Source organism: Spirillospora sp. NPDC127506, from assembly GCF_040302145.1.
Taxonomy (GTDB): Bacteria; Actinomycetota; Actinomycetes; order Streptosporangiales; family Streptosporangiaceae; genus Spirillospora.
In genome coordinates, this window is record NZ_JBEORG010000028.1 from 17,038 (window position 1) to 39,755 (window position 22,718).

A 22,718-nucleotide genomic window follows, 5' to 3' on the forward strand; every position below is an offset into this window, starting at 1 on the left:
TCTGATCTCCAGCCAGGTCAGAGCCCGGGGGCCGCGCTTCTGACTCGGCGCGGAAAGGGCGAACACCGCGCCTGTCCGCTTGGAGCGCCGGTCACGCGGGGTGGTCCGGGAGGTGGGCCAGCAGCTGTTCGGCGGTGATCGGCAGGTCGCGGACGCGGTGGCCGGTGGCGTGGTGGACGGCGTTGGCCACCGCGGCGCCCGAGCCGACCTGGCCGATCTCGCCGACGCCCTTGACGCCCAGCGGGCCGGTGACCGGGTCGTCCACCTCGATCAGGACGACGTCGACGTCGGGTGCGTCGGCGTTGACCGGCACCAGGTAGTCGCCGAGGCTCGCGTTGGCCCACCGGCCGAGGCCGGTGTCCATGCGGGTGCCTTCGAGCAGGGCCTGGCTCATCCCCCAGAGCATGCCGCCCATCAGCTGGCTGCGGGCCGTCATGGGGTTGAGGACGCGGCCGGGCGCGAACGCGCCGGTCATGCGGCGCACCCGGACGAGGCCGAGGTCCGCGTCGACCGCGACCTCGGCGAACTGCGCCCCGAACGTCAGCAGCCCGTGCGGGGTGTCATGCGGCGGGGGGTCCCAGCTGCCGACCGCTTCGGTGTCGTTCATGAGGTGCCGCCGCATGAGGTCGCCGTAGGTCTCGCCGGCGTCGCCGGCGGTCATCCGGCCGCCGGTAACGGTGATCTCGGCCGGGTCGGCGCCGTACAGGGGCGACTCGGGGTCGTCCACGGCGGTGGCGATCATCTGGTCGCGGACGGCGACCGCGGCGTCGTGCACGGCGGCGCCGACCATCATCGCCCCGTTGGAACCCACGGGCGAGCCGGCGGTCGGCATGTCGGTGTCGCCGTAGTCCAGGCGGACGTCCCCCAGGTCGAGGCCGAGGCCGTCGGCGGCGACCTGCGTCAGGACGGTGGTCATGCCGGTGCCGAACTCCTGGGCGGCGGTGGACACGACGGCGGTGCAGTCGGGGTACAGGCGGGCGCGGGCGCGCTGGGTGCGCATGAAGAACGCCACCGGGTACGCCGCGGCGGCCATGCCGGTCCCGATCAGCCAGTTCCCCTCGCGCCGGACGCCGGGGCGCGGGTCGCGCCCGTCCCAGCCGAACCGCTCCGCGCCCTGCCGCAGGCATTCCGCGAACCCGCCGCTCGACCACGGGTGGCCGGTGTTCGGGTCGACGTCGGTGAGGTTGCGCATCCGCAGCTCGACCGGGTCGACGCCGAGTCCGCACGCGAGCTCGTCCATGGCGCATTCGAGGCTGAACACCCCGGCGGACTCCCCCGGCCCGCGCGTGAACGTGGGCGTCATCGTGTTGCCGCGCACCAGGCGGTGCACGCCCTCGAAGGCCGGGGCGCCGTACATCTGGGACGCCGCGCCGAACGCGGGCTCGGCCCAGTCGTCGAACGGCGAGGTGACGGAGATCTTGTGGTGCCGGATCGCGGTCAGCGCGCCGTCGCGCCGCGCCCCGAGCGTGACGCGCTGCTCCTGCTCCTCCCGGTGCCCGCAGGAGGTGAACATCTGCTCGCGCGTCGCGGTGAGCCGGACCGGGCGCCGGACGTGCCGGGCGGCCAGCGCGGCGAGCGTCACGTGCGGCCACACCATCGCCTTGGAGCCGAACGCGCCGCCCACGAACCGGGTCAGCACCCGGATCTTCGACTGCGACATGCCGAGCAGGGCGGCCACCGTCAGCTGCACGGCCTTGATGCCCTGGCACGAGTCGTACAGCGTCAGCCGGTCGCCGTCCCACACGGCGGTGGTCGTGAGCGGCTCCAGCGCGTTGTGGTGGTTGGCGGCGAACCGGAACGCGGCGTCGACCCGCACGTCGGCCGCCGCGAGCCCGTCCTCGGCGCTGCCGCGGGCCAGCCGGGCGGGCATGAAGCCGCCGAAGATCTTCTCCGGTTCGCGGGCGCCGGCGCGGCCCTGCTCGATGACGGTGACGGACGGCGCCTCGTCGTACTCGGCCTCGACGAGGGCGGCGGCGTGGCCGGCCTGCTCCAGCGTCTCGGCGACGACGATCGCGACCGGCTGGCCCGCGTAGTGCACCTCGTCGTCCTGCATCGGGAAGAACGTCTCGCCGGGCGCGGGCGCGCCCAGCAGGGAGGGGATCAGCGGGACGCGGGCGACCCGCGGCAGGTCGTGCCGGGTCAGCACCGCGACGACCCCGTCCGCCTCCTCCGCCGCCGCCGTGCGGATCGACGCGACCCGCCCGGCGGCCACCCGCGCGCCGACGATCCGCGCGTGCACCAGGCCGGGCAGCTCGATCTCCCCCGAGTAGCGGGCCGCGCCGGTGACCTTCTCCCGGCCGTCGACCCGCGGGACCTCCCGTCCGATGGACGCCCTCATCGCTCCGCCCCCTCCGTGAGCATGGCCAGCGCCCGGACGGCGGTCCGGCGCGCCAGCTCGACCTTGAAGGAGTTCAGCGGCCTCGGCTCCGCCGCCGCCAGTTCGTGCGCGGCCGCCTCGCCGAAGGCGTCCGCCGTGGCCGGCCCGCCGAGCAGGCTCCGCTCGGCGGCCCGCGCCCGCCACGGCTTGGTCGCGACGCCGCCGAGCGCCAGCCGCACCTCGGCGACGGCGCCGTCCCGGACGTCCAGCGCCGCCGCGACCGAGACGAGCGCGAACTCGTAGGACGCGCGGTCGCGGACCTTCAGGTACACCGACCGCCGCGCGACCGGGACCGCGGGCACCTCGATCGCCGTGATCAGCTCGCCGTGCCGCAGGGCGCGCTCGTGCTGCGGGGTGTCGCCCGGGAGCAGGAAGAAGTCGTCGATCGGGATGCCGCGCTCGCCGTCCGGGCCGCGCGTGCGGACCACCGCGTCCAGGGCGGCCAGCGCGACCGCCGCGTCGGACGGGTGCGCGGCGATGCACTTGTCGCTGGTGCCGAGCACCGCGTGCCCGCGGTGGAAGCCGGGGATGGCGGCGCACCCGCTGCCGGGCTCCCGCTTGTTGCACGGAGAGACGGCGTCGCGGAAGTAGGAGCACCGCACCCGCTGGCACAGGTTGCCGCCCATCGAGGCCATGTTCCGCAGCTGCGGCGAGGCGCCCAGCAGAAGCGACTGCGCCACCATCGGGAACCTCTCCGCCACCCCCGGCGCCCGCGCCACGTCGCTCATGCGCGCCAGCGCGCCGATGCGCAGGCCGCCGTCCGGCAGGTCCTCGACGCGGTCCAGCGGCAGGTCGTTGATGTCCACCAGCAGGTCCGGCCGCAGGACGTTCTGGCGCACCAGGTCCACCTCGGTCGTGCCGCCGGCGAGGAACGCGCCGCCGGGACGCTCCCGGACCGCCGCGATGGCGGTGCCGACGTCCGCCGCCCGCACGTAGTCGAACGGCCTCACCGCCCCGCACCGCCCTTCGCGTCGCGGGCGTCGCGGATCGCGGCGCGGATGTTCGGGTACGCCGCGCACCGGCAGATGTTGCCGCTCATCCATTCGGCGATCTCGGCATCGTCGCCGGCGTGGCCCTCGTCCAGCAGCGCCACCGCGGACATGATCTGCCCCGGCGTGCAGTAGCCGCACTGGAACGCGTCGCGGGCGATGAACGCCTCCTGCACGGGATGCAGGCGGTCGCCGTCCGACAGGCCCTCGATGGTGGCGACCTCGTGTCCTTCGCAGGCGATCGCGAGCGTCAGGCAGGCCAGCACACGGCGGCCGTCCACCCGCACCGTGCAGGCGCCGCACGTGCCCTGGTCGCACCCCTTCTTCGAACCGGTCAGCCCGAGATGCTCGCGCAATGCGTCCAGCAGGCTCACCCGGGGCTCGATCCGCAGGCGCCGCTCCCGGCCGTTGACGGTGAGCACGACAGCGCGGGCCCGGGGACCGCGCACCTCGGGCCGCGCCTCGACGTCCATCCCCATGGGCACTCCTCCGAGATCAGATACAGATCACTCTCCGTAGCGGAGGGAGTGCCCACAACGCGCCCGGTCTCACATCCCGCCGAGCGTGCCAGGGCATCGATCCGACCACCCGAGACGGGGTCACGGACCGGCGAACATCCGTCCAACGGGCGGGCCGTATAGGACGTGGCCGACACCGGCCGCCCCGGCAGGGCCACGCCGAGGGCGCCGGCTCCTGCCCTGCGGACCGAGTGCTCCTTACCCTTGGAGAGGACGCACCGCCAAGGGGGCCACCGCCGGCCCCTGCCCCCCGCACACTTCGCGTGAGGACGCTGGACGGATGACCCGGGTTCTGGACGGCGGCGGCCACGAGCCGCAGTTCGAGATCCGCTTCTGCACCGCCGAGGACGGAGTGCGGATCGCCTATGCCACGGTCGGACATGGGCCTTTCCTGGTCGTGCCTCCCGCCTGGATCAGCCACCTGGAGCTCATGTGGCGGGACCCGGCCGTGCGCGCGTTCGTCCTCGCCCTGGCCGAACACCGGACGGTACTGCTGTACGACAAGCCCGGGTGCGGGCTGTCCGGCCCGTGGCAGGGCCGCGGGACGCTGGACGCCGAGGTCCGCGTGCTGGAGGCCGTCGTCGATCACCTGGAGCAGGAGCGCGTCGACCTGCTGGGGGTCTCGACGGCCGCGGCGGTGTCGCTGGCCTTCGCCGTCCGGCATCCGAAGCGGGTCGCGCGGCTGGTCGCCTACGGCGGTTACGCCGACGGCGGCAAGGTCGCGTCCGCGGAGGTCCGGGCGACCATGCTGGACACGGTGCGCAAGCACTGGGGGGCGGGCTCGGGTGTCCTGGCCGACGTCTTCATGGCCGACGCCACCGGGGATGAGAAGGCGCGGTTCGCCTCGTTCCAGCGCGACGCCGTCACCGCGGAACTCGCCTGCGAGCAGCTGGAGCAGTGCTTCGAGGCGAGCGTGGAGGACCGGCTGAACCGCGTCGCCACGCCGACGCTGGTGCTGCACCGCCGCGGCGACCGCGCGATCCCGTACCGGCTCGGGCGCGACCTCGCCGCGCGGATCCCCGACGCGCGGCTGGTGACGCTCTCGGGCCGCAGCCACTTCCCGTGGGCCGGCGACTCCGCCGCGGTCGTCCGCGCGGTCCTGGGGCACCTGGGCGCGGGCCGTCCGGAGCGCCGCGGCCCGCGGCCCGTGCTCACCCCGCGCCAGCGGGAGGTCGCGGCCCTGGTCGCGGACGGGATGAGCAACCGCCAGATCGCCCTGCGGCTAGGTATCCGGGAGCGTTCCGCCGAGGGCCACGTCGAACGGATCCGGCACCGGCTCGACGTCCACTCCCGCGCCCAGATCGCCGCCTGGTGGACCCGGCACAACAACTGAGGCGGGGCCGGGCGCCGCGTCAGCGGGCGAGGTCGCGGGTGAGCCGGTGGAGGCGCAGGGCGAGCTGCACTTCGAGGGTGTGGTCCGGGCTGTTCCAGTCGACGCCGAGGAGGCGTTTCACGCGGTCGAGGCGCTGCGTGACGGTGTTCGGGTGGATGTGCAGCCGCTTCGCGCTGGCGACGAGGCTCTGCCCGGTGGCGAAGTAGGTTTCGAGCGTCTCCATCAGCATGGTCGACCGCTGCTCGTCGTGCCGGATGACCGGGCCGAGCGTCCGCACCACGAACCGGGTCGCGGACGCCCCGTCCCCGAGGAGCAGCCCCGCGTACCCGAGGTCGTCGGCCGTGGCGGCGGCCCCCTCGCGTTCGAGGCGGAGCAGCGCCTGCGCGCAGGCCAGCGCCTCGGCGTAGGCGGCGGGCAGGTCGGCCGGGTCGTCCACCGGTCCCGCCGCGCCGACGGTGACCGGCGACCGCAGCCGCATCGTCATCGACCGCGCCACCTGGCGGCCCGTCAGCGACGGGTCGTCGGACGGGATCACCAGGACCGCCCGGCCCTCCCGCACGGTGCTCAGGCCGTCGCGGGCGGCCGCGAGGTCGGACGCCACGGAGGCGAGGCCCCGCCGCTTCTCCGCCCGGATGTGCGCGACCACGACGGCGTGCCGCTTCTGCGGCTGGTAGCCGATCCGCAGCGCGCGCTCGGCCAGCGAGGAGTACGTGCGGGCGTCGGGGGTGAGGAGGTCGTCCAGCAGCTCGCCGCGCACCCTGGCCTCCGCGGCGGCGAGGTTGCGGCCGAACAGCTGGAGCAGCGAGGCGACGACGGCCGCCCGTTCGAGCAGGCGCCGGTCCAGGTCGCCGACCTCGGCGGACGTCTCCGGCGGCGCCCACACCAGGGTGCCGAGGTTCTCGCTGCCGGCGACGAGGTCGGTGGCCCAGTACAGCTCGCCGGCCTGCCCGTCCGCCGCGGCGGCCATGCTCTTCAGCACCTCCCCGGACGCGCCCGGCGTCCAGGCGACGGGGGTCTGCAGCTCGTCGAAGATGGCGAGCACGCCGCCGAGCTGGTCGCCCGTCGCGGTCACGACCTCCTGCACCCCGCCGCCGCGCAGCACGATGTCCATGCTCTGGTCGTGCGCCGCGACCGCCCGCTCCTCCTCGACGGTGTGCCGCCGCAGCGCCTCGTTCGCCTGCCGCAGCGCCGCGATCGCCTGGTCCTGCTCGTGCCGCTGCCGCGCCTGGTCGATCGCGGACGCGGCGAGCGCGGCGAAGGAGCCGAGCAGCGCGATGGCGTCGTGGGAGAACGGGCCGGGCGTGCGGTTGGAGGCGAAGAGCACCCCGATGACGGTTCCGTTGCGCAGCGGCACGCCGACGATCGACACCTGCCGCTCCGCCCGCACCGACGCGTCCACGGCCGGGTCGTGGGCGAGCCGCTCGTCGCTGAAGTAGTCGGGCGTGGAGAACGGCGTGCCCGTGGCGGCGACCCGGCCCCCGATGCCGACGCCGAACGGGATCCGCACGTCCTTCCAGGCGGAGGACGTCGCGCCGACCATCACGCGCATGCGGGTCGAGCGGTCCTCGTCGTCGTTCAGGCTCAGGTAGGCCATGTCGCAGCCGAGCAGCCGCTGCGCCTGGCTCACGATCAGGTGGAGGATGGCGTCCGGATCGCTGCGGTCCTCCGCCAGCTCCTTCGCGCACTCGACCAGCGCGCGCTGCTGCTCCCCGCGGACGCGCTGCTTCTCCAGCATGTCGCGCAGCCGGAGCGCGAGCGTGTGCTCGGCCTGCAGCTCCTCCAGCTCGGCGGGCGACGCGGCGTCCGCCGCCGTGGCGCGCAGGACGTCGTCGTAGTGCGGCAGCGGTGCCCCGTCGACGAGAAGCCGGAGATAGCTGTGCCCGTTCACACCGACGTCGACCCTTCCCTATAGTAAGTAAGCGCATAGTCACCGCTGCGGACGCTCGTGTCAAGGCTCGCCCGAACCGAGGGCTCGCCGCGCAGAGGCCCGCCGGGGCGTGCGCCGGTAGCATGCCCCGGTACGCGAAGGAGGCGAGAGTCGCGGATGCCCAGACGGCAGGCGCGGTTCACCGCGCAGGACCTGGCGGACGACCCCCGGCTGCAGGACCACTCCCCCGACCTCTGGCGAGCGGAACTCGGCACGGTGCAGCGCGGGCTGCTGACGTCGGCGGTGCGCTGCTTCGCCGCGAACGGCTTCCACGCCACGACCACCCGCGACATCGCCGAGGGGGTCGGCCTGAGCCCGGCGGCCCTCTACGTCCACTTCCCGTCGAAGGAACTGGTCCTGTTCGAGATCATCCGGGTCGGCCACGAGCGGGTGCTGGCGCACGTCCAGGACCCGGCCATCCTGGCCCTGGAGAGCTCGGCGGACCGGCTGCGCGCCATCGTCTCGGCGTACACGTCGTGGCACGCCCGCCACCACGTGGTCGCGCGCGTCTGCCAGATGGAGCTGAGCGGCCTCACGGCCGAGCACTACGACGAGATCGTGGAGATCCGGCACCGGACCAACGCGTTCTACCGCGACGCGGTCGCCCGCGGGGTCGCCGACGGCTCGTTCGCCAAGGTCGACGTCAAGCGGGTCACGCGCGCGATGCTGTCGCTGAGCATCGACCTCGTGCGCTGGTACCGGCTCGACGGCCCCGATTCGCCGGAGCAGCTCGGCGAGTTCTACGCCGACCTCGCGCTGAAGCTGGTCGCCCGGGACGGGCCCGGCGCCTAGCGTCCGACCCGCCGGAAACCGCGGCCGGGCGGGCTTTCCGCACTGCTGACTATGCGCTTAGTAAGCGGCTAGGATGATCCGGTCGGCCGCCGTAGCCCGATGGTGCTGGAGGTTCCATGCACGGCCTGATGCAGGACCGGCCCCTCGACGTCTCGATGCTCGTCCGCCGCGTCGAGCGGCTGTTCGCCCACAAACGGGTCGTGACGGCGACGGCGGACGGCGAGGTCGCCGCCACCTGGCACCGGGTCGCCGCCCGCGCGCGCCGGCTCGCCGCCGCGCTCGACCTGCTGGACGTCCCGCGCCACGCCCGCGTCGGGACGTTCGGCTGGAACTCCCAGCGCCACGTCGAGCTGTACCTCGGCGTCCCGAGCGGCGGCCGCGTGCTGCACACCCTCAACCACCGGCTGTTCGCGGCCGAGCTGGCCTACATCCTCAACGACGCCGAGGACGACGTCCTGTTCGTCGACCGCTCCCTCATCGGGACGGTGTGGCCCCTCCTGGAGAAGGCCCCGACCGTCCGCCACGTCGTGCTCATGGACGACGGCGGCACGGACGAACCGCCCGAGGACCCCCGCGTCATCGACTACGAGACGCTGCTCGCCCAGGCCCCCGATGCCGCGCCGCCGGCCGCGGTGGACGAGAGGGACGCGGCGAGCCTCTGCTACACGTCGGGCACGACCGGGCGCCCCAAGGGGGTGCTGTACAGCCACCGGTCGATCGTCCTGCACGCGCTCATGCTCCTCGGCGCGGACAACTTCGCGATCAGCGAGCGCGACGTCGTGATGCCGATCGTGCCGATGTTCCACGTCAACGCGTGGGGGCTGCCGTACGCCGCGATGCTCGCCGGCGCCGACCTCGTGCTGCCCGGCCCGGCGATGAACTCGGCGGCGCTGGCCCGCCAGATGTCCCGGCACCGCGTGACGGTCACGGCGGGGGTCCCGGCGATCTGGCGCTCGCTGCTCCCCCTGCTCGACGGGATCGACGTCTCGTCCCTGCGTCTGGTCGTGTCGGGGGGCAGCCCGGTGCCGGACGCGCTCGCGCGGGCGTGGCACGAGGCGGCCGGCGTCCCGCTCACCAGCTCGTGGGGCATGACCGAGACCAGCCCGGTGGTGGCCGTCTCGCGGCTCGCGACCGTGCACGACGGGCTCGGCCCCGACGTCCGGCGCGCGGTGCTCGCCCGCCCCGGCCCCTCGCTCCCGCTGACCGAGGTGCGCCTGGCCGGCGACGACGGCGGCGCCGTGGAGCACGACGGCGCGACACCGGGCGAGCTGCAGGTGGCCGGGCCCACGATCGCGTCCGGCTACTTCGGCGCCGACCCGGGCGAGCCGAGCTTCACCGAGGACGGCTGGCTGCGCACCGGCGACGTCGCCACCATCGACAGGTACGGCTACATCGACATCGTCGACCGCACCAAGGACCTCGTGAAGTCCGGCGGCGAGTGGATCTCCTCCGGCGCCCTGGAGAACGAGATCATGGCGCATCCGGACGTGGTGGAGGCCGCCGTCATCGGCATACCGGACGAGCGGTGGGGCGAGCGGCCGCTGGCCTGCGTCGTCCTCGCCCCGGGCGGCGAGCTGGACGAGGAGGGCCTCCGCGCCCACCTGACCGGGCGCGTCGCCTCCTGGTGGATCCCCGAGCGGTTGTGGGTCCTGCCCGAGATTCCCAAGACGGGCACGGGCAAATTCTCCAAGGTGGCCCTGCGGGAGCGATGGCGGCGGCTCGCGGGGACGGAATACGGTTGAGCATTCAACCTCACGGGAGGGCAGCATGACCGGTACGGCGCACACGGTGATCAGCGGCTTCCGCTTCCTGGAGGCCCCGCGCTGGCGGGACGGGCGCATCTGGGTCTCCGACTTCTACACGCACCAGGTCGTCTCGGCGCGCGAGGACGGCGCCGATCTGCAGGTCGAGGCCGTCGTCCCCGAGCAGCCGTCCGGGCTGGGGTGGCTGCCGGACGGGCGCCTGCTCGTCGTCTCCATGCGCGACCGCCGGATCCTGCGGCGGGAGGCGGACGGCTCACTGGTCGTCCACGCCGACCTGGGCGAGCACGCGACGGGCCACCTCAACGACATGGTCGTCGACACCGAGGGCCGGGCGTACGTGGGCAACTTCGGCTTCGACCTCATGGGCGGAGCGCCGCTGGAGACCACCGCCCTGCACCGGGTCGACCCGGACGGCACGGTGACGGAAGTGGCGGACGACCTGTGGTTCCCCAACGGCAGCGTGATCACCGGGGACGGCGTCCTGCTGGTGAACGAGACGTTCGGCGACCGGGTGACGGCCTTCGACGTGACCGCCGACGGCCGGCTCGTGAACCGGCGGGTGTGGGCCGAGTTCGGCCCGCTGCCGGCCGAGCGGTCCGTCGGCGACATCCTGGCCGGGGTCGCGACGGCCCCGGACGGCGCCTGCCTGGACGCCGAGGGCGGCCTCTGGATCGCCGACGCCCTCGGCGCCCGGCTGATCCGGGTCGTCGAGGGCGGCGAGATCACCGACGAGGTCGGCTTCGGCACCAACGTCTACGCGTGCGGGCTCGGCGGCTCCGACGGCCGGACGCTCTTCGCGTGCGCCGCGCCCGACTTCGACGAGAAGGCCCGGAAGTCCGCACGGGAGGCCGAGCTGCTCTCCGTCCGGGTCTCCGTGCCTGCGGCCTGATCGGGGGTCTGATCGGCGGCCCGATCGGCGGACTGATCAGCGGGCTGATCGGGGGCTCGTGCGGGGGCCGGGCGGCGCGCGGCGAGCAGGTGCCGGGCCGTCCCCCAGATCCCGCGGCGGAACAGCAGCACGATCACGATGAAGATCGAGCCCGTGACGATGCCCGTCTCCTGGAACCCGGCGGTGGCCAGGTAGTCCTGGAGCTGGACGACCAGGGCCGCGCCGATCGCGCCGCCCCACAGGGTGCCGATGCCGCCGAGGATGACCATCATCACGGCCTGCCCGGAGGTCGTCCAGTAGACGCCTTCGAGCGAGGCGAAGCCGTGGCCGATGGCGAACAGGCCCCCGGCCAGCCCGGACAGCCCCGCCGACAGGACGAAGGCCAGCAGCCGGTACCGGTCGACGGGGTAGCCGAGCGCGCGGGCGCGGGCCGGGTTGTCGCGGATCGACACCAGGACCCGCCCGAACGGGGAGCGGACGATGCGCCAGGCGGCGAACATCCCGGCCAGCACGAACGGCAGGGCCGCGTAGTAGAAGTAGAACGGCTCGGACAGGTCGAGGCCGAACAGCTCGCGGGGGATGCCCTGCAGCCCGTTCTCCCCGCCGGTGACGTCCCGCCACTGGTTGGCGATGAAGTAGACCATCTGGGCGAAGGCCAGGGTGACCATGGCGAAGTAGATGCCGGTCAGCCGGACCGACAGGTACCCGATCGGCAGCGCCAGCAGCGCCGCGAACGCCGCGCCGCCGAGGATCGCGACCGGGAACGGCATGCCGGTGTGCAGGGCGATCAGGCCGGTGCAGTAGGCCGACCCGCCCCAGAACGCGGCGTGCCCGAACGACAGCAGCCCGGTGAAGCCGAGCAGCAGGTCGACCGCGGCGGCGAACAGCGCCCAGCAGGCGATGTCCAGCGCCACCGGCGGGTAGATCATCCAGGGCAGGGCGAAGGCGGCGACGAGCCCGATCGCGAGGAGCAGCGGCCCGCTCCGGCCCGGCCGGGCCAGCCTGGACAGGATCACCGGAACGCCTCCTCTCGTCCGAACAGGCCGGCCGGGCGCCACAGCAGCACGGCGGCCATGAGGATGAACACCAGCGTCTGCGACAGCGACGGGATGTACAGGTTGCCGAGGGCCGACACCAGCCCGACGGCGAACCCGGCGGCGACCGAGCCGAACACCGACCCGAGCCCGCCGATGACGACGACCGCGAACACCGTGATGATCAGGTCGGCGCCCATCAGCGGGTTGACCGCCCGCATCGGCGCGGCCAGCACCCCGGCGAACGCGGCCAGCGCGACGCCGAACCCGAACACCGGCGTCACCCACCGGCCGACGTCGATGCCGAGCGCGCGGGTCAGCTCCGGCCGCTCGGTGGCCGCCCGGACGATCATCCCGACGCGGGTGCGGGTGAGGACGAGCCACACCGCGACGCACACCAGCGCCGAGATCGCGAGCACGAACACCTGGTAGGCGGGGTAGGTGAACAGCCCGAGGTCGACCGTCCGGTCCAGCTGCGACGGCCGGGGGTACGGCTGGGAGTTGACCCCGTACTTCCGTTTCACCAGATCCTGCAGGATCAGCGCGAGGCCGAAGGTGAACAGGAAGTTGTAGAGCGGATCAAGGGGCGTCAGCCGCCGGATGAACAGCCGCTCCAGCACGATCCCGGCCACGCCGAGCAGCGGCGGCACCAGGACCAGGGACAGCCAGAAGTTCAGCCCGAACGAGTCGAGCGCGACGAACGCCCCGAACGCGCCGAGCATGTAGAACGCGCCGTGGGCGAGGTTGACGACGCCGAGCATCCCGAAGATGACGGACAGGCCGAGGGCGAGCAGGGCGTAGAACGCCCCGCCCACCAGCCCGTTGAACGCCTGCTGGAGCAACGCCGCCGCCTACAGCTTGCAGGCGGGGTCGGGCTGCGGCTGGAACGCCTCCGCCGCCGGGATGGTCTTCAGGACCTTGATGTAGTCCCAGTCCTCCTTGACCTCGCCGGCCGGCTTCACCTGGCCCAGGTACGCGTCGTGCAGCAGCAGGTGGTCCTGCGCCCGGATGGTGGCGTTGCGCGCGAAGATGTCGTCGAACGTGTAGCCCTCCAGCTGCTTGACCACCGCGTCGGAGTCGTCGGTGCCGGCGCGCTGCACGGCCTCCAGGTACTGCAGGGCGGCCGAGTAGTTGCCCGCCATGTTGGACGTGGGACGCTGGCCGGCCTTCGCCTGGAACTTGTCGGACCAGCCGCGGGCCTTGTCGTCGAGGTTCCAGTACCACATGTCGGTGTAGCGGGTCCCGGCCAGGGCGTCCGCGCCGAGGGAGTGGATGTCGGTGATGACCAGCAGCCCGACCGCCAGGCCCACGCCCTTGTCCTTGAGCTTGTACTCGTTGTACTGCTTCACCAGGTTGACCAGGTCACCGCCCGCGTGCATGGTGCCGATCACCTGCGGCTTGGGGTCGAGGTTCGGCGCCTTCAGCAGGAACGTGGAGAAGTTGTCGTTGGGGAACGGCGTCGGGTCGGTCTTGACCACCTTGCCGCCGGCGTCCTCGATCGACTTGCTGAAGGTCTTCTGCATGTCCTGCCCGAACGCGTAGTCCGGGTAGATGATGTACCAGCTCTTGGCGCCGTCCTTGGTGACCTCGGCGCCGGTGCCGTGGGCGAGCATGTAGCTGTTGTAGCCGTAGTGGAAGGTGTACTTGTTGCACTGCTTGCCTTCCATCTCGGTGCTCGCGGCGCCGACGTCGATGAACACCTTCTTCTTGTTCTTGGCGATGGTGGCGACGGCGAACGCGGCCGAGGACGTGGGCACGTCCAGGATCACGTCGGCGTGCTGCCGGTCGTAGAGCTCCTGCGCCTTGGAGTTGGCGATCTCCGGCTTGTTCTGGTGGTCGGCGGAGAGCACCTCGATGTTCTTGCTGACCGCCTTGTCGCCGTACTTGGCCTTGTAGTCGTCGACCGCCATCTTGACGGCCTCGACCGTCTTGCGGCCGGAGGTGTCGGCGTAGATGCCCGACTGGTCGTTCAGCACCGCCAGGACGATCTTGTCGTTGCTGACCTTCCCTCCGCCGCCGCCCGGCCCGCCCCCGCACGCGGCCAGCAGCAGGCCCGCGGCGACCAGGCCACCGCTCCACCCCATGATTCTCATTCCGGCGTCTCCTTTGGTCTCCACGAACTCGGCCCGTCAGGTCCCGGGGGTCAGATGCCGAGGTACTCGAGCAGCTCGTGCTCGCGTTCCCGGACCTGGTCGTTGTCCAGCGCGTCCACGATCCGGCCCTCGGCGAGCAGGTAGTGGCGGTCGGCGACGGTGGCCGCGAAGTGCACGTTCTGCTCGATGAGCAGGACGGTCACCCCGGCGGCCTTGACCTCCCGGAGGATCTCGCCGATCTGCTGGACGATCAGGGGCGACAGGCCCTCGGTGGGCTCGTCGCACAGCAGCAGCCGGGCACCCGTCCGCAGCACCCGGGCCAGCGCGAGCATCTGCTGCTCGCCGCCCGACAGCTTCGTCCCGGGGAACCGGCGCCGATCTTTGAGGCGGGGGAACGTCTCGTACACCTGCTCCAGCGACCACGGCTCCGGACCCATGCGCGGCGGCAGCGTCAGGTTCTCCTCCACCGAGAGCGTGGCGAAGATGCCGCGGTCGTCGGGCACGTAACCCAGACCGCGGCGCGCGCGCTTGTGGGAGCTCATCGCGGAGATGTCCGCGCCGGACAGCGACACCGCGCCCGTCGTCCTGCCGTGCGCCGCGTGCAGGCCCATCAGGCAGCGCAAGAGCGTGGTCTTGCCGGCGCCGTTGCGTCCGACGAGCGTGACGATCTCGCCCTCGTCCACCCGCATCGACACCTCGCGCAGCGCCTGCGCCTCGCCGTACCAGGCGGACAGTCCGTCAATGCGCAGCATTGGAGTCTCCGAGGTAGGCGGTGACGACGCGGGGGTCGTGGCGGATCTCGGCGTAGGGGCCTTCGGCCAGCACCTTGCCGTGCTGCAGGACGGTCACCCGGTCGGCGAGGCTGGCGACCACGTTCATGTTGTGCTCGACCAGGACCACGGTGCGGCCCGCGCGGATCTTGCGGACGAGTTCGATGGTGCGTTCCACGTCCTCGACGCCCATGCCGGCGGTCGGCTCGTCCAGCAGCAGGACCTTGGGGTCCAGGGCCAGCGCGAGCGCCAGTTCCAGCGCCCGCTTGCTCCCGTACGACAGCGAGCCCGCCGGGACGTCGCCGTGGCCCGCCAGCCCGACCTCGTCGAGCAGCTCCCCGGCGCGGCCCGCGAAGCGGTCCAGCTTCCGGTCCGAGCGCCAGAACCGCCAGCCGAGGCCGGTGCCGCTCGCCAGCGCCAGCTCCAGGTGCCGGCGCGGGGTCAGCTCCGCGAACAGGCTGGTGATCTGGAACGAGCGCGCCACGCCCAGCCGGGTGATCGCCTCGGGGCTGCGCCCGGCCAGCTCCCGGCGGCCCTCCAGCAGCACGGTGCCCGCGGTCGGCTTCAGGAACCCGGTGAGCAGGTTGAACAGCGTCGTCTTGCCGGCGCCGTTGGGGCCGACCAGCGCGTGGACCGAACCCTCCCCGACGTCGAGGTCCACGCCGTCCACGGCCCGGAAACCGCGGAACTCCCGCACCAGGCCCCGTGCCGTGAGAACCGGCGCCGCCTGAACCGGGGCCTCCGGGACGGGATCGCCCATGCGCCCTCCTCACGCGTCGTGCCGTGACCCGCGCCACATCCGGGTCGCCGTGACCGTGAACGCTAGGCGGCGGCGGAGCGTGCGAACCAGGTGACCCGGCACATATTCGGGCGGCCGACTATGAGGCGGCGCACACCGCAGGGGGCCGCCACCACAGGACGCCGTCCAAGAGTGTGCTCGACGACGTGGCCCCGGCCGCGGGCGGTCGCACAGCATGTCTTCCCCGAACCCCACCCCCGGAGGCCGCACATGCCTGTCCTTCGCAGATCCTCCGCAATCTCAGTCCTGCTGGGCTCGCTGCTGGCGGTCCCCCTGGTCGCGGCGGCCGGTGCGCCCGCGCAGGCGGACGGCGGCTGCGCCCGCGCGCACGAGGTCCGCGTCCCCGGAGCGGAGAAGCAGATCGCCGCCTGCCTGGACGACCTGACCACCGCCGGCACGGTCGCATCGGGCCACACCGTCCCCGCCCAGTGGACGGGCCTGCACTCGGTGGCCACCAGGAACCCGAGCGGGGTGCCGGGAGTCCAGATCGACGGCTACTTCCCGGACGACTCCTCGTTCAACACCACCCACGGCTGGAACCACGACGCCCAGTTCGTGATCCGGCTCCCGAAGAACTGGAACGGCGGCCTGGTGGTCTCCGGGGCGCCGGGGACGCGCCTCCAGTACGCCAACGACTTCACCATCTCCGACTGGGTGCTGGCCAAGGGGTACGCGTTCGCCTCGACCGACAAGGGCAACAGCGGCAACACGTTCTACAAGGACGGCAGGCGCCCCGGCGACGCCATCGCGGAGTGGTACCGCCGGATGACCCAGCTCACCGTCGCCGCGAAGGCCACGGTGGCCCGCTACTACCGCAGGCCGCCGCGCAGGACGTACGCGGCCGGCATCTCCAACGGCGGCCAGCTCGTGCGCTGGGCGCTGGAGAACCACCCCGAGCTGTACGACGGCGGCATCGACGCCGAGGGCACGTACTGGCCGCGGGACGGCGCGATCAACGCGCTCGTCTACCTGCCGGTGGCGCTGCGCAACTACCCGAAGTACGCGGCGACCGGCGACCCGAAGGCGCACGCCGCGATGATCAAGGCCGGCTTCGCCCCCGGCTCGGAGTTCCTGTGGGACTTCAACTACAACTTCATCTGGGACAACACGCAGCGCATCTACCGTGAGGAGGTCGACCCGGCCTACGACGGCGACCTGGAGGCGGGCATCCCGTACTGCGAGAGCGGGACGCCGAACTGCGACACCGACTACAACTACTACGCGCGTCCGAGGAGCGTCCATCAGACGGTGAAGCGGCTCGGCATGACCGGCCGCATCGGCAAGCCGATGATCACCGTGCAGGGGACGCTGGACACCCTCCTGCCGATCAGGGTCCACGGCGACGCCTACGCCCGGAAGATCCGCTCGCAGCACCGGGGGGCGCTGCACCGCTACTACCGGATCGAGGGCGCGTCGCACCTCGACCTCGAATACGACATGTTCCCCGACCGGATGCGGCCGCTGCTGCCCTGCATGCGGACGGCGTTCGAGGACCTCGAGCGGTGGACGGCCCCGCGGCACCGCCAGGCGCCCCCGCCGAGCGCCACCGTCCCGCGCCAGACGGCCGGGGACGTGGCCAATACCTGCTCCATCGGCTGACCGGCCCCCGTCCGGTCCCCTGAGACTCCCCTGACGGGCCGCCACCCACTCACCGGCTTCCCGGCGGCCCGTCAGGGGACGCGGCTCGCCAGCTCGTCCGCCTTGGCCCGGATGAGCCGCTGGACGATGACGGCCGATCGCGAGGGCCGCCCCTCCCGCCGCCGCGTCAGGCACAGCCCGACGGAGGGCGCGTCCCGCAGCGGCAGCCAGACCAGGTCGGGGATGTCCGCGGAGGTGTCGAACCGGGCGAGGACGCCGAGCCCGGCGCCCTGGGCGACCATCACCTTGACCGTGCGCGCCGACATGGCCTGGACGACGAGATCGGGATCGGCCATGTGCCGGTGCAGCGTCTCCCACAGCACCGTGCCCGCCCGCATGGTGACGATGGGCCAGGTCTCCAGGTCGCGCCAGTGGACGTGGTCGCGTCCCGCCAGCGGATGGTCGGTGCGCACGCAGATCCCGAGCGGGGCCGAGACGAGCGGTGTGCGGCGCAGCCCCGGCGCGGCCGGGCCGTCCGGCACGGTGACGACCCCGAAGTCGAGCGCGCCGTCGAGCACGGCGTCCTCGATGGCGGCCGAGGCCCCCTCCCGGACGGTGAACCGCAGCCCCGGATGCCGCTCCCGCAGCCGGCCCACGACCGGCGCGATGATCGTCTCCGCGGCGACGGAGACGCCGCCGATCTGGACCCGGCCGCGGTAGGCGCCGCTCGACTCCATGGCCGACTCGCGCACCGCGTCCTCCGCCGCGACGAGTCGCTGCAGCGGCTCGATCAGCGCCTGACCGGCCGGCGTCGGCCGCACCCCGTGCCGGCTGCGGGTGAGCAGCACGACGTCGAGTTCCTCCTCCAGCAGCGCGATCTGCTGCCCGATGGCGGGCTGGCTGACCTCGCATCGGGCGGCGGCCGCGCGCAGCGACCCCGTCTCGATCGCGGCCAGGAAGTACCGCGCCCGTTCCACGCGCACCGGCCCACTATAAAAGCAGAACCTTTCACGGGTGAACTGCGGAGCCGTCTTCCCTGGCAGGTCGGCGGCGGTGCATCGTGCCGTTGGCCGGGCCTTCCGGCCCGAAAGATCATCATCGTGTGAAAGGAACACCTGGTGCCCGACGGTCCGCTGAGCGGAGTGCGCGTCCTGGACGTGTCGACGATCCTGGCCGGTCCCCTGGCGTCCTCGCTGCTCGGCGAGTTCGGCGCCGAGGTGATCAAGATCGAGCATCCGGCCGAGGGCGACCCCGCGCGCCGCTACCCGCCGCTGGAGGACGGCGAGTCGGCCGCCTGGGCGATGCTGGCCCGCGCCAAGCGGAGCGTCACGATCGACCTGCACCACCCCGAGGCCGCCGATCTCGTCGGCCGCCTCGCCGCCGCCGCCGACATCGTCGTGACGAACTTCCGCCCGTCGACGCTGCGCCGGTTCCGCATCGACTTCGACGACCTGCGGGCGTACCGGCCGGACCTGGTGATGGTCCACGTGAGCGCGTTCGGGCGCACCGGCCCCTACGCCGACCGCCCCGGCTTCGCCCGCGTCGCGGAGGCGTTCGCGGGCCTCACCTACCGCACCGGCGACCCGGAGCGGCCGCCGGTGTTCGCCGGCTACCCCGTGGCCGACGGCGTCACCGGCATCTACGCCGCGTTCGCGGCGATGCTCGCGCTGCGCCAGCGCGACCTCACCGGGGAGGCGCAGCTGGCCGACATCCCCCTCTACGAGCCGCTGCTGCGGATGATGGAGGACTTCGTCGTCGAGTACGGCGCCACCGGCGAGAGCCGCGAACGGCAGGGCAACGAGAACCCCCACATCAGCCCGAACAGCCTCTACCGCACGCGCGACGGCCGCTGGCTCGCCCTGCCCGCCTCGACCGAGCAGATGTGGCGCCGGCTGGTGAAGGCCATGGACGCGGCGGACCTCGCCGTCCACGACTCCATGACGGCCCGGCTGGAGCACCGCGAGGAGATCGAGGCGCGGGTCGCCGGCTTCGTCGCGTCCCACGACCTCGAACCGCTGATGGCGCTGCTCATCGACGCCGGGGTGGCGGCGGGGCCGGTGAACTCGGCCGCCGACATCTGCGCCGACCCGCACATCCGCGCCCGCGGATCGGTCGTGGAGGTGCCCGACGAGCGCACCGGCCGCCCGCGGCTCATGCAGGCCCCCGCCGGCCGCTTCTCCGGCTTCGACGCCACGATCGGCCGCACCGCACCGGCCCTCGGCGAGCACACCGCCGAAGTACTGCGCGACCTCGCCGAACTCACCGACCCCGAGATCCAGGAGCTGCGCCGCCGAGGAGTGGTCTGACATGGCAACCCTGTCCATCATCATCCTGGTCGCCCTTTTCGCGGCGACCCTGATCCCCGCGTTCGACCTCGGGCTGGGCGCCCTCGCCGCCGCGTTCCTCATCGGCCTCGCCGCCGACGTGGCCACCGACGACGTGACCGGCTTCTTCCCCGCCGACTTCTTCGTCCTCATCGTCGGCGTGACGGCCCTGTTCGCCGTGGCGCACCTCAACGGGACGCTCGACTGGCTGCTCGACCTCCTGCTGCGCCTCGTCCGCGGCCGGCTGGTCCTGATCGTGCTGGTCCCGTTCGTGATCGGCGCCGTGCTCACCGCGGTCGGCACGCTGCCCGCCGCCGCGACCGCCATCGTCTCCCCGATCGCGCTGGGCTTCGCCGCCCGGTACCGGATCTCGCCGCTGATCGCCGCCGTCCTCGGCGTCACCGGGATCATCAGCGGGCTGCTCTCGCCGCTCGCCGTCTACGGCGTCACCGCGCGGGAGCTGAGCGAGAAGCAGGGCATCGCGCTGCCCGGCTCGGCCCCGGTGTCCTTCCTGCTCGGCGGCCTGGTCACCGGCCTGCTCGTGTGCGCGGCCCTGCTCGCCGCCGGCACCCGGACCGGCGCCATCCCGCCCGGCCGGATCTCCGCCCCGCCCGCTTCCGCCGCCCCGGACGGATCCGCGCCGGCCCCCTCCGCCGCGCCGGACGGATCCGCGCCGGAGCCGTCCGGCGCGCCCTCCGGCGGCACGGCGACGCTCGTCTCCACCGCGCCGGCGGGGACGCGCGAACGCCGGGGAGCCCGCGTTCTCACGATCGGGTGCCTGCTCGCCGTGGTCGTCCTCTCGGTCGCCTTCGACATGAACGTCGGCTACCTCGGCCTGACCGCGGCGCTGATCCTGCAGCTGGCGCTCCGGCTGCCGTCCGGCGAGATCGTCTCCCGGATCCCGTGGAACGTCGTCCTGCTGATCGGCGGCCTGCTGACCTACGTGGGCCTGATGCAGCACCTGGGCGCCTTCAAGCAGATCAGCGACTTCCTTCGGGTGGACGGCTCGCCGCTGCTCAGCCTGCTGGTGCTCTGCTACATCGCCGGCGTGACCTCGTTCGCCGCCAGCTCCATCGCGGTCTTCGTGACCACGATGCCGCTGCTGCCCCCGCTCGTGGCCGACGGCGTCTCCCCGGTCGGCGGCGTCCTCGCCCTCGCCCTGGCGTCCGTCATGGTGGACATCAACCCGCTCGGCATCACCGGCGGCCTGATCCTCGGCGCCGCCGAACCCGCCGCACGGCCCCGCCTGTTCCGCAACCTCCTCATCTACGGCCTCATCTCGATCCCCGTGGCCCCCTTCCTGACCTGGCTCGCCTTCGGCTGGTGGTGAGCCGGGCTCAGACGCGGACCGGGAGGGCCGCCAGGCCGCGGACTATCGAACCCGCGCGGTGGTGGCGCAGTTCGGTGGGCGGGACGGCGAGGGCCAGGTCGGGGAAGCGGTCCAGCAGGCCGCCGATGGCGATCTGGCCCTCCAGGCGAGCCAAGGGGGCGCCGAGGCAGAAGTGCGGGCCGTGGCCGAAGGCGACGTGGCGTCTGGGGGCGCGGGTGACGTCGAGGCGGTCGGGGTCGTCGAAGGCGGCGGGGTCGCGGTCGGCGGCGGCGAGGGAGACGTGCACCCAGGCGCCCTTCGGGACGGGCGTCCCGGCGATCTCCATGTCCTCCAGGGCGATGCGCTGGCTCGCCCGTTCCAGCGGGCCGTCGTAGCGGAGCAGTTCCTCGACGGCGGACGGCAGCAGGTCGGGGCGCGCCCGCAGCAGGTCCATCTGGTCGGGCGCCTGGAGCAGGGCGAGGACGCCGTTGCCGATGAGGTTGACGGTGGTCTCGTGGCCGGCGATGAGGAGCAGCCCGATGCCGTTCAGGAGTTCGGCCTCGGTCAGGGCGGCGTCCCCGTCGCGGGCCGCGATGAGGGCGCTGACCAGGTCGTCCTCGGGGCGGGCGCGGCGGGCGGCGATGACCTCGCGCAGAAAGGCGTTGAACTCGCGCGCGGTCTCGCGGCGGCGGGCGCGGGCCTCGGCGGTCAGGGCCGGGACGGTCAGCACCGCCGTCCACGCGCGGAACCGGTCCCGGTCGGACGCCGGCACGCCGAGCAGCTCGCAGATGACCTGGACCGGCAGCGGGACGGCCAGGTCCCGGATCAGCTCGGCCCCGCCGCGGGCTCCGATGCCGTCCAGCAGCCCGCCGGCGATCTCCCGCACGCGGGGGCGGAGCCGCTCGATCCGGCGGGTGGTGAACGCCTTCGCCATCAGCCCGCGCAGCCGGGTGTGGTCGGGCGGGTCCATGGCCAGCATCGTCCCGCCGAAGAACTGCTCGCCGTTCACGGGCAGGGAGCTGTGCGCGACGTCCTTGGACAGGCGCGGATCGGCCAGGGCCGCGCGGCCGTGCTCGTGGTCGACCACCAGGAAGGCGGTGGCGCCGCGGGGGAAGTCGATCGGGTGGACCGGTCCCCGCTCGCGCAACTCGGCGTACGGGCCGTACGGGTCCTCGCTGAACGTCCGGCTGAAGAGGAATTCCAGCGGCAGCATCAGGCCACCCTCCCACCGTGTCGGCCGCGGAGCCACCCCCGGGGCGGTGGAAGGATGAGCGGCATGGGACAAGTCGTGGTCAACGCGGAAGCAACGGTGAAGGCGAGCCCGGATCGGGTGCTCGCGGCGCTCGGCGACTACACGGGGGTGAGGTCCCGCATGTTGACCGAGCACTTCAGCGAGTACGAGGTGCGGGAGGGCGGCCAGGGCGAGGGCACGGTGGTGCACTGGAAGCTCGCGGCCACCAGCAAGCGGGTCCGCGACTGCCTGTTCACCGTGAGCGTTCCCGACAGGGACCGGCTGGTGGAGCGGGACGCCAACTCGTCCATGGTCACCACCTGGACGGTCTCCCCCGCCGCCGAAGACGCACGCGTCCAGGTCACGACCACCTGGGACGGGGCGGGCGGCATCGGAGGGTTCTTCGAGCGGACCTTCGCCCCCAAGGGCCTGCAGCGCATCTACGACGCGCAGCTGGCGAAACTGAGCTCCGAACTGGGCGCATGACCGGCGCGCCGGCCGAGGAGACCTACCGCCGGCGGACCGCGCGGGTGCTGCTGGTGGACGACGCCGACCGCGTCCTGCTGTTCCGCTGGCCGCTGCGGGACGGCCCGGCGAGCCACTGCTGGATCACCCCGGGCGGCGGCGTCGAGCCGGGCGAGACCCTGCACGCCGCCGCGGTCCGCGAGCTGCGCGAGGAGACCGGCCTGGTCGTCTCCCCCGACGACCTCGGCCAACCGGTCGCCCTGACCTCCGGGCACGCCGACCTCGGCTGGGCCGAGGGCCTGTTCCGCGACGACTTCTTCCTGCTCCGCACCGCCGCCTACGACATCGACACCGCGGGCTTCACCCCCATCGAACGCGAGCACGTCGGCGCCCACCGCTGGTGGACGCTCAGCGAACTGGCGAACGCCGAAGAACCGGTCTACCCGCTGATGCTCGCGGACCTCCTCACCGACCTCCTGGCAGGCCGCCTCCCCACCGCCCCGGTCCGCCTCCCCTGGCACCACTGA

The 22,718-nt window shown here is 73.1% G+C and carries 19 protein-coding genes and 1 pseudogene; 9 read left to right on the plus strand and 11 right to left on the minus strand.

What is annotated here, in order from left to right; all coding sequences use genetic code 11:
* Positions 1–91: 91 nt before the first annotated feature.
* The 3 genes from ABTW95_RS24375 to ABTW95_RS24385 are packed head-to-tail and all read right to left on the minus strand — an operon-like array spanning position 92 to position 3,845.
* Entirely contained in the window at positions 92–2,338 is a 2,247-nt protein-coding gene (locus ABTW95_RS24375; RefSeq protein WP_500227462.1) for a xanthine dehydrogenase family protein molybdopterin-binding subunit, read from the minus strand.
* Positions 2,335–3,327 (minus strand): FAD binding domain-containing protein, encoded by a 993-nt coding sequence (locus ABTW95_RS24380; protein ID WP_396450513.1) that lies wholly within the window; start codon positions 3,325–3,327, stop codon positions 2,335–2,337. Before ABTW95_RS24380 ends, ABTW95_RS24375 begins: the two co-directional genes overlap by 4 nt.
* Positions 3,324–3,845, minus strand: a complete 522-nt coding sequence (locus ABTW95_RS24385; RefSeq protein WP_500227463.1) for a (2Fe-2S)-binding protein — start codon at positions 3,843–3,845, stop codon at positions 3,324–3,326. Before ABTW95_RS24385 ends, ABTW95_RS24380 begins: the two co-directional genes overlap by 4 nt.
* A 319-nt stretch (positions 3,846–4,164) precedes the next feature.
* Here ABTW95_RS24385 and ABTW95_RS24390 point away from each other — a divergent pair, with 319 nt between their 5' ends.
* The gene (locus ABTW95_RS24390; protein ID WP_500227464.1) at positions 4,165–5,217 is read left to right on the plus strand and encodes an alpha/beta fold hydrolase; all 1,053 of its coding nucleotides are present in this window, start codon (positions 4,165–4,167) and stop codon (positions 5,215–5,217) included.
* Between the two features lie 19 nt (positions 5,218–5,236).
* Here ABTW95_RS24390 and ABTW95_RS24395 read toward each other — a convergent pair whose 3' ends face one another.
* Complete coding sequence (locus ABTW95_RS24395) at positions 5,237–7,105, minus strand: helix-turn-helix domain-containing protein (RefSeq protein WP_500227465.1); 1,869 nt, start codon at positions 7,103–7,105, stop codon at positions 5,237–5,239.
* A 156-nt stretch (positions 7,106–7,261) separates the two neighbouring features.
* Here ABTW95_RS24395 and ABTW95_RS24400 point away from each other — a divergent pair, with 156 nt between their 5' ends.
* The 3 genes from ABTW95_RS24400 to ABTW95_RS24410 all read left to right on the plus strand — a co-directional run bounded on the left by ABTW95_RS24400 (position 7,262) and on the right by ABTW95_RS24410 (position 10,588).
* On the plus strand, positions 7,262–7,936 hold the full coding sequence (locus ABTW95_RS24400; RefSeq protein WP_396450521.1) for a TetR/AcrR family transcriptional regulator: 675 nt from the start codon (positions 7,262–7,264) through the stop codon (positions 7,934–7,936).
* Positions 7,937–8,052: 116 nt separating this feature from the next.
* Positions 8,053–9,678, plus strand: coding sequence for a long-chain fatty acid--CoA ligase (locus tag ABTW95_RS24405; protein WP_500227466.1), 1,626 nt, complete (start codon positions 8,053–8,055; stop codon positions 9,676–9,678).
* A gap of 25 nt (positions 9,679–9,703) precedes the next feature.
* The gene (locus tag ABTW95_RS24410) at positions 9,704–10,588 is read left to right on the plus strand and encodes an SMP-30/gluconolactonase/LRE family protein (protein ID WP_396450525.1); all 885 of its coding nucleotides are present in this window, start codon (positions 9,704–9,706) and stop codon (positions 10,586–10,588) included.
* Between the two features lie 143 nt (positions 10,589–10,731).
* Here ABTW95_RS24410 and ABTW95_RS24415 read toward each other — a convergent pair.
* From ABTW95_RS24415 to ABTW95_RS24435, 5 genes and pseudogenes are all read right to left on the minus strand, one after another.
* A pseudogene (locus ABTW95_RS24415) lies at positions 10,732–11,517 on the minus strand (branched-chain amino acid ABC transporter permease); the annotation flags it as partial.
* A gap of 83 nt (positions 11,518–11,600) precedes the next feature.
* Complete coding sequence (locus ABTW95_RS24420; RefSeq protein ID WP_396449321.1) at positions 11,601–12,464, minus strand: branched-chain amino acid ABC transporter permease; 864 nt, start codon at positions 12,462–12,464, stop codon at positions 11,601–11,603.
* Positions 12,465–12,473: 9 nt separating this feature from the next.
* Positions 12,474–13,715, minus strand: a complete 1,242-nt coding sequence (locus ABTW95_RS24425; RefSeq protein ID WP_396449320.1) for an ABC transporter substrate-binding protein — start codon at positions 13,713–13,715, stop codon at positions 12,474–12,476.
* Between the two features lie 50 nt (positions 13,716–13,765).
* On the minus strand, positions 13,766–14,467 hold the full coding sequence (locus ABTW95_RS24430; protein ID WP_396449319.1) for an ABC transporter ATP-binding protein: 702 nt from the start codon (positions 14,465–14,467) through the stop codon (positions 13,766–13,768).
* A complete protein-coding gene (locus tag ABTW95_RS24435) occupies positions 14,454–15,245 on the minus strand; it encodes an ABC transporter ATP-binding protein (RefSeq protein WP_396449318.1) in 792 nt (263 codons plus the stop codon). Before ABTW95_RS24435 ends, ABTW95_RS24430 begins: the two co-directional genes overlap by 14 nt.
* Positions 15,246–15,494: 249 nt before the next feature.
* Here ABTW95_RS24435 and ABTW95_RS24440 point away from each other — a divergent pair, with 249 nt between their 5' ends.
* Positions 15,495–16,883, plus strand: a complete 1,389-nt coding sequence (locus tag ABTW95_RS24440; protein WP_500227467.1) for a tannase/feruloyl esterase family alpha/beta hydrolase — start codon at positions 15,495–15,497, stop codon at positions 16,881–16,883.
* A gap of 71 nt (positions 16,884–16,954) precedes the next feature.
* Here the strand turns inward: ABTW95_RS24440 and ABTW95_RS24445 are convergent, their stop codons facing one another.
* On the minus strand, positions 16,955–17,845 hold the full coding sequence (locus ABTW95_RS24445) for a LysR family transcriptional regulator (protein WP_396449316.1): 891 nt from the start codon (positions 17,843–17,845) through the stop codon (positions 16,955–16,957).
* 135 nt (positions 17,846–17,980) lie between these two features.
* Here ABTW95_RS24445 and ABTW95_RS24450 point away from each other — a divergent pair, with 135 nt between their 5' ends.
* On the plus strand, positions 17,981–19,168 hold the full coding sequence (locus ABTW95_RS24450; RefSeq protein ID WP_500227468.1) for a CaiB/BaiF CoA transferase family protein: 1,188 nt from the start codon (positions 17,981–17,983) through the stop codon (positions 19,166–19,168).
* Between the two features lies 1 nt (position 19,169).
* Positions 19,170–20,516 (plus strand): SLC13 family permease, encoded by a 1,347-nt coding sequence (locus ABTW95_RS24455; RefSeq protein ID WP_500227469.1) that lies wholly within the window; start codon positions 19,170–19,172, stop codon positions 20,514–20,516.
* A gap of 7 nt (positions 20,517–20,523) precedes the next feature.
* Here the strand turns inward: ABTW95_RS24455 and ABTW95_RS24460 are convergent, their stop codons facing one another.
* Positions 20,524–21,708 (minus strand): cytochrome P450 family protein, encoded by a 1,185-nt coding sequence (locus ABTW95_RS24460; protein WP_396449313.1) that lies wholly within the window; start codon positions 21,706–21,708, stop codon positions 20,524–20,526.
* A 63-nt stretch (positions 21,709–21,771) separates the two neighbouring features.
* On the opposite strand from ABTW95_RS24460, the gene ABTW95_RS24465 reads away from it, so the two are divergent.
* Positions 21,772–22,212: an SRPBCC family protein gene (locus ABTW95_RS24465; protein WP_396449312.1), complete on the plus strand. Its 441-nt coding sequence runs from the start codon at positions 21,772–21,774 to the stop codon at positions 22,210–22,212.
* Positions 22,209–22,718: an NUDIX hydrolase gene (locus ABTW95_RS24470; RefSeq protein WP_500227470.1), complete on the plus strand. Its 510-nt coding sequence runs from the start codon at positions 22,209–22,211 to the stop codon at positions 22,716–22,718. The genes ABTW95_RS24465 and ABTW95_RS24470 overlap by 4 nt, the downstream gene beginning before the upstream one ends.